This window comes from Micromonospora sp. WMMD714, assembly GCF_029581315.1.
GTDB classification, from domain to species: Bacteria; Actinomycetota; Actinomycetes; order Mycobacteriales; family Micromonosporaceae; genus Micromonospora; species Micromonospora rifamycinica.
The window spans coordinates 2,199,424-2,211,937 of sequence record NZ_CP120744.1 but is presented as its reverse complement, the minus strand read 5'-3'; the positions used below and the strand labels follow the sequence as shown (position 1 = coordinate 2,211,937).

The 12,514-nt window shown below is 73.9% G+C and carries 10 protein-coding genes and 1 pseudogene; 5 read left to right on the top strand and 6 right to left on the bottom strand.

What is annotated here, in order from left to right:
* Nucleotides 1-2: 2 nt before the first annotated feature.
* Nucleotides 3-1,016 (top strand): NADPH:quinone reductase, encoded by a 1,014-nt coding sequence (locus O7625_RS09955; RefSeq protein WP_282345541.1) that lies wholly within the window; start codon nucleotides 3-5, stop codon nucleotides 1,014-1,016.
* A gap of 201 nt (nucleotides 1,017-1,217) precedes the next feature.
* Here O7625_RS09955 and O7625_RS09950 read toward each other — a convergent pair whose 3' ends face one another.
* Complete coding sequence (locus tag O7625_RS09950) at nucleotides 1,218-2,867, bottom strand: fatty acid--CoA ligase (protein ID WP_282345540.1); 1,650 nt, start codon at nucleotides 2,865-2,867, stop codon at nucleotides 1,218-1,220.
* Between the two features lie 84 nt (nucleotides 2,868-2,951).
* Between O7625_RS09950 and O7625_RS09945 the strand changes: the two genes are divergently transcribed.
* Entirely contained in the window at nucleotides 2,952-3,443 is a 492-nt protein-coding gene (locus O7625_RS09945; protein WP_067300273.1) for an NUDIX domain-containing protein, read from the top strand.
* 472 nt (nucleotides 3,444-3,915) lie between these two features.
* On the opposite strand, the gene O7625_RS09940 is transcribed toward O7625_RS09945, so the two are convergent.
* Entirely contained in the window at nucleotides 3,916-5,592 is a 1,677-nt protein-coding gene (locus tag O7625_RS09940) for an MDR family MFS transporter (protein WP_282345539.1), read from the bottom strand.
* A 285-nt stretch (nucleotides 5,593-5,877) separates the two neighbouring features.
* Entirely contained in the window at nucleotides 5,878-6,426 is a 549-nt protein-coding gene (locus O7625_RS09935; protein ID WP_067300281.1) for a type 1 glutamine amidotransferase domain-containing protein, read from the bottom strand.
* 160 nt (nucleotides 6,427-6,586) lie between these two features.
* On the opposite strand from O7625_RS09935, the gene rfaE2 reads away from it, so the two are divergent.
* Together rfaE2 and O7625_RS09925 are read left to right on the top strand one after the other, a co-directional pair.
* Complete coding sequence (gene rfaE2 / locus O7625_RS09930; protein ID WP_282345538.1) at nucleotides 6,587-8,482, top strand: D-glycero-beta-D-manno-heptose 1-phosphate adenylyltransferase; 1,896 nt, start codon at nucleotides 6,587-6,589, stop codon at nucleotides 8,480-8,482.
* Nucleotides 8,479-9,336: pseudogene (locus O7625_RS09925) on the top strand (glycosyltransferase family A protein); the annotation flags it as partial. The gene rfaE2 and the pseudogene O7625_RS09925, both read left to right, overlap by 4 nt.
* Before the next feature lie 163 nt (nucleotides 9,337-9,499).
* On the opposite strand, the gene O7625_RS09920 reads toward O7625_RS09925, so the two are convergent.
* From O7625_RS09920 to O7625_RS09910, 3 genes are read right to left on the bottom strand one after another with little or no spacing between them, the layout of a single operon-like run.
* Complete coding sequence (locus O7625_RS09920) at nucleotides 9,500-10,630, bottom strand: glycosyltransferase family 9 protein (RefSeq protein ID WP_282345537.1); 1,131 nt, start codon at nucleotides 10,628-10,630, stop codon at nucleotides 9,500-9,502.
* Nucleotides 10,631-10,636: 6 nt separating this feature from the next.
* On the bottom strand, nucleotides 10,637-11,164 hold the full coding sequence (locus O7625_RS09915; protein WP_282345536.1) for an Hsp20/alpha crystallin family protein: 528 nt from the start codon (nucleotides 11,162-11,164) through the stop codon (nucleotides 10,637-10,639).
* Nucleotides 11,161-11,667 (bottom strand): DUF2231 domain-containing protein, encoded by a 507-nt coding sequence (locus O7625_RS09910; protein ID WP_282345535.1) that lies wholly within the window; start codon nucleotides 11,665-11,667, stop codon nucleotides 11,161-11,163. Before O7625_RS09910 ends, O7625_RS09915 begins: the two co-directional genes overlap by 4 nt.
* Nucleotides 11,668-11,811: 144 nt before the next feature.
* On the opposite strand from O7625_RS09910, the gene O7625_RS09905 reads away from it, so the two are divergent.
* Nucleotides 11,812-12,432 carry a pyridoxamine 5'-phosphate oxidase family protein gene (locus tag O7625_RS09905; protein ID WP_282345534.1) on the top strand — a complete coding sequence of 207 codons (621 nt, stop codon included), beginning with the start codon at nucleotides 11,812-11,814 and terminating at the stop codon, nucleotides 12,430-12,432.
* Nucleotides 12,433-12,514: the final 82 nt, after the last annotated feature.

Here is a 12,514-nt window from a genome sequence, read left to right as displayed (position 1 = left end):
CGATGCAGACGATCGTGTACGAGCGGACCGGTGACCCGTCGGTGCTCCAGCTGGTCGACCGGCCGGTGCCCGAGCCGGGGCCGGGCGAGGTGCTGGTCCGGCTGGCGGTGGCCGGGGTGAACCCGACCGACTGGAAGAGCCGGCGGCAGCAGTCGCCACCGACCGGCTGGCAGACCCCGGGGCAGGACGGCGCGGGGGTGGTGGAGGCGGTCGGCGCGGGGGTCGACCGGGGCCTGACCGGTGAACGGGTGTGGATCTGGGAGGCGGCCTGGCAACGGCCGTGGGGCACCGCCGCCGAGTACACGGTGGTGCCGGTCCGGCAGGTGGTGCCGCTCGGGGACGCCTCCTTCGAGCTGGGCGCCTGCCTGGGCATCCCGTTCCTCACCGCGCACCGCTGCCTGACCGTCGGCGAGTACGTGCCGGACGCGCTGCACGCCGGGGCGCTCGGTGACCACGTGGTGCTGGTGCAGGGCGGGGCGGGTGCGGTCGGCAACGCGGCGATCCAGTTGGCCCGCTGGGCCGACGCCTGTGTGATCGCGACGGTGAGCAGCCCGGAGAAGGCCCAGCTCGCGGCGGCGGCCGGCGCCTCCTTCGTGATCAACTACCGGGAGCAGGACGTGGTCGAGGAGGTCCGCAAGATCGCCCCCGACGGGGTGCACACGGTCGTCGAGGTCTCCGCCGCCCGCAACGCCGCCGTCGACGTGCAGCTGCTGCGGGCCGGCGGGGCGGTCTGCGTCTACGCCGACGACGGCGGCGACGAGCTGACCCTGCCGATCCGGCCGCTGATGGTGCCGAACGCCCGCTGGCAGTTCGTGCTGGTCTACACCGAGCCGAAGGCGGCCAAGGCGCAGGCGGTGACCGACCTGGCGGCGGCGGTCGCCCAGGGGGCGGTACGGGTGGGCGAGGAGGCCGGCCTGCCGCTGCACCGCTATCCGCTGGCCCAGGCCGCAGCCGCCCACCAGGCGGTGGAGGACGCGGTGGTGGGCAAGGTCCTGCTGGACACCACCGGACAGTAGATCCGGAGACCGCCGGCCGGTGAATCCGAGGACATTTCGCAATCACCCGGACAGAGGCCAGCAGGTTTCGCAACAATGACATAGCGGGTCAACCGCAAGGAAGGGCGGCCCCGGCGCGGTGCGAACGCCGGGGCCGCCCCTGGGGAGGGATGTTTCAGGAGTGACGTCCCTACCCCATCGGCGACGAGTCGCCGAAAAGTGTTACGGCCCCGCCAGCTCCCGTACCTCCAGGTCGCCGTCGGCGTACCGCGAACGCACCACCTTCTTGTCGAACTTGCCGACGCTGGTCTTCGGCACCGCGTCGATGACCGCCCAGCGCTCCGGCACCTGCCAGTGTGCCACCGAGCCGGCGAGGAAGGTACGAAGCTGCTCCACACTGGTCGACGCGCCCTCGCGGACCACCACGGTCGCCAACGGACGCTCACCCCAGCGCTGGTCCGGCACCCCCACCACGCAGGCCTCCTGCACGTCCGGGTGGGCCATCAACGCGTTCTCCAGCTCCACCGAGGAGATCCACTCCCCACCCGACTTGATCACGTCCTTGGCCCGGTCGGTGAGGGTGAGGAACCCGTCCGGCGAGAGCATGCCGACGTCGCCCGTACGCAGCCAGCCGTCGTGGAACTTCTCCGGGTCGGGGGCGTCGTCGCCGACGTACCGCGCGGTCACCCACGGGCCACGCACCTCCAGCTCGCCCACGGACGTCCCGTCGGCGGGCAGCGGCTCGCCCAGCGGGCCGACGATCCGGGCCGCCACCCCGGCCGGAACCCGGCCCTGCGTGTAGCGGTACCGCCAGGCGTCCTCCCCGGTCACCCCGGCCGGCGCCCGGGACACCGACCCCAACGGGGACATCTCGGTCATCCCCCAGGCGTGGATCACCTCGATGCCGTGCCGCTCGGCGAACGCGTGCATCAGCGCCGGTGGGCAGGCCGAACCGCCGACGATCACCTCCTTGAGTGAGGAGGTGTCCACGTCGTGGGTGTCCAGGTAGGCCAGCAGGTCGTTCCAGATGGTCGGCACCGCGCCGGCCAGGGTCGGCCGCTCGGCGGCGATCATCTCGGCGATCGGCGCGGCCTGGAGGAACCGGTCCGGCATGATCAACGACGCGCCGGAGAGGAACGCCGCGAACGGCAGCCCCCACGACATCGCGTGGAACATCGGCACGATGGCCAGCTCACGGTCCCCTGGCGCGAGCCCGAACCCCTCCGGCAGGCACACCTGCAACGAGTGCAGGTAGATCGACCGGTGCGAGTAGGCGACCCCCTTGGGATGGCCGGTGGTGCCGGAGGTGTAGCAGAGCGCGGCGGCGTCCCGCTCGTCCACCTCGGGCCAGTCGAAGTGCTCGGGGCGACCCGCCAGCAGCTCGTCCCACCGGTGGAAGGTGACCCCGTCCCCGGCGACCGCCAGCAGCGGCCCGGGATCGCCCCCGCCGACCACCACCACGTGCCGCACCGTGGTCAGCTCACCGAGCACCCGGGCCAGCAGCGGGATCAGCGTCGAGTCGACCAGCAGCACATGGTCCCGCGCGTGGTTGGCGATGTAGGCGACCTGGTCGGGAAAGAGCCGGATGTTCAGCGTGTGCAGCACCGCGCCCATGCTCGGCACGGCGAAGTACGCCACCAAGTGCTCGGTGTTGTTCCACATGAAGGTGGCGACCCGTTCGTCGCCGGTCACCCCGCACTCGTCGCGCAGCGCGTGGGCGAGCCGGGCCGCCGTGCGACCCACCTCGGCGTACGACATCCGGCGCGGCTCGGCCCCCGTCCAGGTGACCACCTCGGCCGTGCCGTGCACGGTGACGCCGTGTTCGAGGATCCGGGCGACCTGGAGAGGGGCGTCCATCATCGTGCTCCGCATGGGTGACAAGCTAGTGTCGCCGGTCACACGTTGGGAACCCCCGGAACGTCCGAGCGTCACCGGGATGCTGCGTAGATTGTCCGGGTGAGTATCTCCTGGGCCGACTCGTACGTGGGACAACTCCGCGCCCTGGCCGGCGACCGGACGCTGATGTTCGTCGGGGCGCGGGCCGTGGTGCGCGACAACGCCGGCCGGGTGCTGCTGATCCGGCGCTCGGACAACGGCCAGTGGGCCCTGCCGGCGGGTGCGATGGAACTCGGCGAGTCGATCGCCGACTGCGCGGTCCGCGAGGTCCGCGAGGAGACCGGGCTACGCGCCCTGCGGGTCAGCGCCTTCGCCCTCTACACCGGCCCCGACCGCACCCACACCAACATGTACGGCCACACCTACCAGATCTTCACCACCGCGTTCCGGGTCGACGACTGGGACGGCGAGCTGGCCCGGGTCACCGACGAGACCACCGACGCCGCCTTCCTGCACCCGCACGAGTTCCCCGCCCCGCTCTCCCTCTCGGTCCCGGAAACCCTCGCCGACCTAGCCGTCTTCGAACAAACCAACCGCCTGATCCTCAAGTAACCCCCACCCTCCCCGCCCACTCCACCCTCCCCCGCTTCCTCCCCGCCGGCCCGCCGGCCGCCCGCCCCCGCCGGCCCGCCGGCCGCCCGCCCCCGCCGGCTCGCCCGCCCGGCTCCCGCCCGCCGCCATTCCCGTTGATCAAGAGGTTTACGTCAATCGATCAAGAAATTTGCGTCAACCTCGCGCGCGATCCTTGACGCATATCTCTTGATCAACGGGGCGAAGCGGGATGGGCGGTGAGGCGTTGGAGGGGCGGGGGCGTGCCCCGGCCCGTCCGCCCCGCCCCGCCCCATTCCGGTTGATCAAGAAGATTGCGTCAATCGATCAAGAGGTTTACGTCAACCATGCGCGCGACCCTTGACGTAAACCTCTTGATCAACGGGGCGAGGCGGGGCGGGCGAGGCGAGGCGGTGGAGGGCGGGCGGCGGGGCGGGTGGGGCGGGGCGGGTGGGGCGGGGCGGGGCGGGTGGGGTTAGAGCATGGTTTGGGATTTGGCGTTGAGGTCGGCGGCGGCTTCCTCCTTGGACTCCCTGGTCAGGGGTTTGCCGCCGGGGGCGGGAGCCGTGCCGCCGAGCGGGTCGGCGCCGCCGGTGGCGCCCTGCGGGCCGGCACCCCGGAGCTGGTCGTTCGGCAGGGCCAGGGTGACCAGCACGGCGACCAGGGCGATCAGGCCGGTGGTCAGGAAGACCAGGTGCAGCGACTCGACGAAGGACGCCTGGATGGCCGCCCGCACCGGGCCGGGCAGGGCGAGGATCGTCGCCGGATCGTTGATCGAGATGTCCGTGCCGCCGCTGGCCGCCACCGCCGCCCGCTGTTCGGCGGGGAGCTGGGCGATCGCGCCCGGCAGCCGGTCGGCGAGCCCGCTGGCGAGCCGGGTGGAGAGCACCGCGCCCAGGATGGCCACCCCGAACGAGCCGCCCAGCGACCGGAAGAACGTCGCGGCGGAGGTCGCCGCGCCGAGGTTCCGGACGTCCACGGCGTTCTGCACGCCGAGGATCAGCGACTGCATGCACAGGCCCAGCCCGACGCCGATCACCACCATGTAGCCGAACGCCGCCCAGAGCGAGCTGTCCACCTGGAGCCGGGTGAACAGCAGCATGCCGACGACCAGCACCCCCGAACCGGCCACCGGGAACCACTTGTACCGGCCGATCCGGCTCATCGCCCGGCCGGTCACGATCGAGGTGACGATGATGCCGGCCATCATCGGCAGCATCAGCAGGCCGCTGCGGGTGGGCGACGCGCCCTTGACGATCTGGAGGTAGAGCGGGATGAAGATGATCGACCCGAACATCACCAGACCGAGCACGAAGCCGGCCGAGTTGGCCAGCGCGAACGTCGCGGAACGGAACAGCCCCAACGGCAGGATCGGCTCGGCGACCCGGGCCTCCTGCCACACGAACGCCGCCCCGAGCACCGCGCCGGCCACGAACAGCCCGATGATCGTCGCGGAGCCCCAGGAGTAGGAGTTGCCGCCCCAGCTCAGCGCCAGCAACAGCGCGCTCACCCCGGCGACCAGCAGCCCCGCCCCCAGCCAGTCGACGGTGTGCTCCCGCCGCTCGAACGGGATCAACCGCAGCACGTGGTAGCAGACCACGATCGCCAGGATCGCCAACGGCACGTTCAGGTAGAAGATCCACCGCCAGTTGGTCTCGGCGAAGTAGCCGCCGACCAGCGGCCCGGCCACCGAGGAGACCCCGAACACCGCCCCGAAAAGCCCCTGGTAGCGGCCCCGCTCCCGGGGCGAGACCACGTCCGAGATGATGGTGAACGCCAGCGTCATCAGGCCACCCGCGCCGATGCCCTGCACCCCCCGGGTGACGATGAGCTGGGTCATGTCCTGCGACAACCCGGCCAGCAGCGAGCCGAGCAGGAACGTGCCGATCGAGAAGAGGAAGACCGGCCGCCGGCCGTACAGGTCGGCCATCTTGCCGTACAGCGGGGTCGAGGCGGTCGAGGCGAGCAGGTAGGCGGTGACCACCCACGAGTAGTGGTCGATCCCGCCCAACTCGCCGACGATGGTGGGCAGTGCCGTACCGACGATGGTCTGGTCCAGCGCGGCCAGCAGCATGCCGGTCATCAGGCCGAACATCAACAGGCGGAGCTGGCGGGCCCGGAGCACCGGGCGGCCGTTGGTCTGGGCGGTCATCCCGCCTTCTTTCCCGCTTCTCCGCGAACATTCCTGCCCGCACCGGGAAAACCGCCCCGATCGTGATGGTCGGGCCGGTCGGCCCCGCCGCCGACAACCCGGTCGTCGCCGGGGAAACGGGCGACCCGTTCCCCCGGCGACGGCCACCCGTCGTGGATCGTGCCGACACCCGCCGGATCAGCCGGCAACAGCGAACCGGTCGACGCCGCCGGGTCAGCCGGTGACAGCGAACCGCTCGACGCCGCCGGGTCAGCCGGTGACAGCGAACCGCTCGACGCCGCCGGGTCAGCCGGCGGTGGCGAACCGGTCGACGATCGCGGCGCAGAAGGCCGGAAGGTCGTCGGGGTTGCGGCTGCTGACCAGGCCGCCGTCGGTCACCACCTGCTCGTCCACCCAGGTCGCGCCGGCGTTGGTGAGGTCGGTACGCAGACTCGGCCAGCTCGTGATCCGCCGGCCCGACACCACGCCCGCCTCGATCAGCGTCCACGGCCCGTGGCAGATCACCCCGACCGGCTTGCCGGCCGCGAAGAACGCCTGGACGAACCGGACCGCGTCCGGGTCGGTGCGCAGGAAGTCCGGGTTGGCCACCCCGCCGGGGAGCACCAGCGCGTCGTAGCCGTCGGCGTCCGCGTCGGCCGCCGTCACGTCCACGTCGTACGTCTTGGCCTGGTCCAGGTGGTTGAACGCCTGGATGGTGCCGGACTCGAGCGACACCAGTTCGGCGGTCGCCCCGGCGTTCTCGACCGCCTCGCGCGGCTTGACGTACTCGACCTCCTCCACCCCGTCGGTGGCGAGGAACGCGATCCGCTTGCCCTGCAGTGTGGTGGTAGCCATGTCGTTTTCTCCTCTCCGGATACCTCTGGTCGGTTCCCGGGGCCGGTGAACCGAAACGTGACGGTGCTCGCCAGGTCCCCACAACGGCCACCCCCGGCACCGGCCCCGACCCGCCGATGGACCGGGTTTGACCAGGCCAGGCCGGGGGATCCCGGCGGGCATGGCAGGAGCAGCAGCGGAACAGCGCAGGCTCGCCACGGTCGTGGAGAGCTGGCGGGACCGGGCCGTCCTCGTCGTCGGCGACGCCATGCTCGACGAGTGGCGCTTCGCCGACTCGGAGCGGCTCTGTCGGGAGGCACCCGCGCCGATCCTCACCCTGCGTCGACGGATCACCGCCGCCGGCGGGGCCGCGAACACCGCCGTCAACGTCGCCGCCCTCGGCGGGCGGGCGCTGTTGGTCGCCCCGGTCGGCGCGGACGTGGCCGGCGACGAACTGCACGACTGCCTGGACCGGGCCGGCGTCTGGGACCGTACCGTCAGCGAGCCGCACCGGCCGACCCCGGTGAAGCGCCGGATGCTGGCCGGCAACCAGATCCTGCTCCGGGAGGACTCCGGCGACCCCGACGAACCGCTCGACGACGACGGGGTCTCCCGGCTGCTCACCGCGCTGAGCTGCGCCACCGAGGAGCTGCGGGCGGTGGCCGGCGGGGCCGCGCCCACCCTGGTCGTCTGCGACTACGGCCTGGGCGCGTTGCCCGCCGCGGTACGCGGCTGGCTGGTCGCCCACCGGCACCGGTACGCCACCGTCGCCCTGGACGCCCACGACCTCGCCGACTGGCGGGGGCTGAACCCGACGGTGGTCACGCCCAGCTTCGCCGAGGCGACCCGGCTGCTGGCGCGGGCGGCGGCCGGCTTCGGCGCACCGCCCGCCCCGACCCGTACCGGCGGCGGCACCGACCTGCACCTGGACCACCCGCCGAACGATCCGGCGGACGGGCCGTCGGAGCTGGTCGTCGGCACCGCCCCGGGCGGGGTAGGCCGGGCACCGACCGGCCCGACCGGCGAACCCACCCCCGCCGAGGGCCGGGTCGCGCTGACCGGGGACGGGCTGAGCGTGACCGGGGCCGGGGTGACCGTCAATGCCACCGTCGGCGCGGGCGTCGACCGGGCCGTGCTGGCCCAGGCGCGGCTGGCCGAGCTGCGGGAGCACACCGGCGCGGACGTGGTGGCGGTGACCCTGGACACCGAGGGCGCCATCGTCGGCGGCGCGGACGGGGCACCCCGGCGCAGCCACAGCACCCCGGTGCCGGCCAGCCACGCCGTCGGCGCGGGGGACGCCTACCTGGCGGCGATGACCCTGGCGCTGGCCGCCGAGGCGTCGCTACCCACCGCCGCCCAGCTCGCCCAGCTCGCCGCCACCATCACCGTCTCCGACACCGGCACCTGCGTGTGCCGCCGGGAGGACCTGCTCGACGCGCTCGGCGGCGCACCCGACGGCGCCGCGCACCCGCCCCTGGTCGGCACCGGCGAGCTGGACGCGATCGTCGCCGACCACCGCCGGGCCGGCCGGTCCGTGGTGTTCACCAACGGCTGCTTCGACGTGCTGCACCCCGGTCACGTGCGCTACCTGGAACAGGCCCGGGCCCTCGGCGACCTGCTGGTGGTCGCGGTCAACTCCGACTCCAGCGTCCGCCGGCTCAAGGGTGCCGACCGGCCGGTCAACCCGGTCGAGGACCGGGTCACCCTGCTCGCCGCGCTCTCCTGCGTGGACCACGTGGTGGTCTTCGAGGAGGACTCGCCGGCCGGGCTGATCGAGGCGGTCCGACCCGACGTGTACGTCAAGGGCGGCGACTACCCGCCGGAGATGGTCCCGGAGGCGCCGCTGGTCCGCCGGCTCGGCGGTCAGGTGCGTACCCTCGGTTACGTGCCGGACCGGTCCACCTCGGCGATCATCGACCGGATCCGCGCCCAGGCCACCCTCGACCCGCCGGCCACACCCGGCCCGGCGACGCCAGCGGGCTCCCCGACCGCACCCGGCCCGGCGACGCCACCCGGCCCGGCGAGCATGCCGGCCGCCCCGGCCACGACCGCGGAGCGGATCGGCGGGACCACGTGAACCGACCGCTCGACCTCGGCACGACCGGGGAGTTCCGCCGACCCCGGCCGCTCGACGTGCTGATCCCCACCCGCAACCGGCCCGCCGAACTGGCGGTCACCCTGGCCGGGCTGGCCGCCCAGGGCGGGGTGCCCGGTTTCGGGGTGGTGGTCAGCGACCAGTCCGACGACGAGCCGGCGTACGCGCATCCGGCGGCGGCCACCATGGTCCGGGCGTTGCGCCACCGGGGGCACCCGGTGCTGCTCACCCGCCGGCTGCCCCGGCGCGGGCTCGCCGAGCACCGGGCGTACCTGCTGGACCGGTCGGCGGCCCGGTACGTGCTCTGCCTCGACGACGACGTCTGGCTGGAACCGGGCACCGTGCACCGGCTGGTCACCGCGATCGGGGAGCTGGGCTGCGGGTTCGTCGGCAACGCGGTGCACGGCCTGTCGTACGCCGACGACGTCCGCCCGGACACCCACCGGCACTACGAGGAGTGGACCGGGCCGGTCGTCCCGGAACTGGTCCGACCCGGTACGCCCCAGTGGCGGCGGTCGGAGATCCACCCGGCCGCGAACCTGCTGCACATCCAGCAGCAGGTGGACCTGCCGCCGGGGGCCTGGCGGGCGTACAAGGTCTCCTGGATCGGCGGCTGCGTGCTCTACGACCGGGCCGCGCTGGTCGACTCGGGCGGCTTCGAGTTCTGGCGGCAGGTTCCGGAGAACCACCAGGGCGAGGACGTCGCCGCCCAGCTCGCGGTGCTGGCCCGGTACGGCGGCGCGGGCGTGCTGCCCAGCGGCGCGTACCACCTGGAGTCACCGACCACGGTCACCGACCGGGCCGTCGAGGCCTGGGAGGTCGTCGCCGCCGAGGCCACACCCCCGACCCACACACGGCCGCCCCACGCGGACACCGCACAACCGACCACCGCACGCCCGGCCACGACCGGCACCACCCGGCCGACCCACGCCGACACCGCACAACCGGCCTGACCCGGCCCGACGTCGCGCCCCAGCCGGCCCGGTCGGAAGTGGGTGGTCAGGAGGCGGTCGCCGCACCCGGTTCGGGGTGGAGCAGGTCGGCGGCGGCCTCCAGCACCTCCGCCACCGGCACGTCGGCGACGAACGAGTCCCGGTGCGGGCAGGTGCCGTCGCCCGGCCGGTGCGGGTAGATCCCCGGCGTGCAGTCGACCCCGCAGACCGGGCAGCGCGTCGTCCAGGCGGCGATCGGGCGGTGCCGGGCGCGCAGCGGCGTCGCCCCGTTGATCATGTTGCCGACCCAGTAGACGCCCACCGTCGGGGTACCCACCGCGCCGGCCAGGTGCAGCGGGCCGGTGTCGTTGGAGACCACCAGCCCACAGCCGGCGTACGCGGCGGCCAGCCCGCCGAGGCTGAGCGTGCCGACCTGCGGGCGGACCGGCACTCCGGCCGCCGCCACCACCTCGTCCACCACCGCCCGCTCGGCGGGGGTGCCGGTGACCAGCACCTCGTACCCGTCGTCGTGCAGCACCCGGGCCACCTCGGCGAACCGCCGCGCCGGCCAGCGCCGCCGGGTGTCGGTGGCCCCGGGATGCAGCGCCACCCGGGGCCGGTCCGGCTCGCCCAGCACCGCACGCGCCTCGGCCCGGTCCGCGTCGGTCACCGCGAGTGTCGGCACCACGGTCACCGCGTCCGCCCCGACCAGTGCCACCACCTCCAGGTAGCGGATCACCTCGGGCTGGTAGTAGACGTACCGCAGCCAGCGGTCCAGGGGCGGGGCGTCCTCGGCGCGCAGTCCGGCGGTGACCCTGGCCCCCAGCCGGCTCATCACCGGGTTCGAGTTCGCCCCGCCGCCGTGCACCTGCAACGCCAGGTCGTAGCCCTCCCGGGCCGCGTCGGCGAGGAAGTCGTCCAGCGACCCCGGCGGCTCGTCGGGGCCGGGGTCACGGATGCCGGGGGCCGGCGGGACGACCAGCACCCGGTCGACGGGGCCGGGCCGGTCGCGCCACAACGCCGCGTGCCAGGGCGCCCCGAACAGCACGATCTCCGCCGAGGGGTACGCCGCCCGCAGCGAGTCCAGGGCGGGCAGCAGGAAGACCAGGTCGCCGAGCGCGTTGGCCCGCAGCACCGCGATCCGGGCCACGTCGGGCACCCGCTCGCCCACCGGGCCGCCCAGGGTCGGGATGCCCACCGTGGCCTACGGCCGGTCGAGCGGGTCGACGGTGGTACCCGGCCGGTGCAGCTCCCGGTCGGCGGCCGGGTCCACGCCGGTGGGCGTACCGCTGCGGGTCGGGCCGGGCGGCGGGTCGGTGCGGCCGACGGTGATGGTGCGCGGCGCGGGCCGGGCCGCCCGGGGCAGGTGGATCCGGAGCAGGCCGTGGTCCATCACCGCGTCGATGGTGTCCGGGTCCACCCGGGACGGCAGGTCCACCCGGTAGTCGAAGCCCCGGGTCTCGACGCCACCGGGAATGCCCTGGTCGGCGTTGACCTCGGCCTCCGACCGCGCCCGGACGCAGAGTTCGCGCCCGTCCAGCTCGACGGCGACCTCCTCCGGCGCCACCCCGGGCAGCCGGACCACCGCCTCCCAGCCGTCGGCCACCTCGGTCAGCTCCACCTCCGGCGCGGCGCCCCGGCCGCTGGCCAGCCGGCCCAGCTCGGCGCGCAGCGACTGGAGTTCGCCGCCGGGATCCCGGCGGCGTCGGCCCCGGTCCGGCTGCTCGGTCATCGCACCTCTCCCATCGGTCGGCCGGCCGCGGCGGGCCGCAGTGAGCTGGCGGCGTCCAGGCCGGCGTCCCGGTCGACCCCGACGCCCAGCCGGTCGACCAGCTCCCCGCCGAGCCAGGCGCTGACGCCCAGGATGGCCAGGCCGACCACCTCGATGGCGATCAGCGCGCCGCCGGCCGCCCGGGAGCCGGCGTTCATCCGGACCGCCCAGACGGCAGCGAAGAGCAGGATCACCGCGACGTTCGCCGCCGCGTGGGTGAGCGCCACCCGCTTGGCCCGGGTGCCGGACGGGATGGCCAGCAGGTCGACCGTGCCGGCCGCCGCGGCCAGCAGGCCGCCGACCAGCCCGACGGTGATGTTCCAGTACGCCACCTCGGCGAGGAAGTCGGGCCCGCCGACGGTGTCGACGACGTCGAAGAGGGTGCCGGTCACCAGCAGCGCCACCGGGAACATCACCAGCATCGGGTGCACCGGGTGCCCGAGCACCTTCAGTCGGCTCTCCATGGCGGCCCTCCACGGCTTCGTCCGGGGGCGGGGTGAGCCGGAACCGCTGCCGGGGCCGGTCCGCTCGCCACGCCCGCCTAGGCTGACGGGCGGCGGCCGGTGTGCACCGCCCGCCACCGAGATCAACGGACGGGGGAGGCGGACGTGACGGCGGAGATCACCTCACACGAGGAGTTGCGGGCGCTGCTGGGGGCGCCGATGCCCCGGGCGGCGGTCAAGGAGCGTGCCACGCTGCACGAGCGGGACCGGCAGTGGTTGGCCGCCTCGCCGTTCTGCCTGGTCGCCACGGCCGGCGCGGACGGTAGCTGCGACGTCTCCCCCAAGGGCGACCCGGCCGGTTTCACGGTGGTGCTGGACGACCGGACGATCGCCGTTCCGGAACGGCCGGGCAACCGGCGGGCCGACGGTTACCGCAACATCCTCGACAACCCGCACGTCGGGCTGATCTTCCTGATCCCCGGCCGGACGGACACCCTGCGGATCAACGGACGGGCGAAGCTGGTCCGTGACGCGCCCTACTTCGACAAGATGGTGGTCCAGGGGCACCGGCCGGTGCTGGCCGTCGAGGTCGCCGTCGAGCAGGTCTTCTACCACTGCGCGAAGGCGTTCCTCCGCGCCGAACTGTGGCGACCGGAGACCTGGCGGCCCGACGTGCTGCCCTCCCGAGCCCAGCTGATCAAGGAGGTGGAGGCCCCGCCGGAGAGCCTGGCCGACCTGGAGCGCTACTACGGCCCCGGGTACGCGGAGAAGCTGTACCGGGGCTGACCACCCAGTCGACTTTCCGACGGTGATCACCGTGGTCGGGGTCGCCGCACCCCCCTACGGTGGAACCGTCGAGAGGGGACGG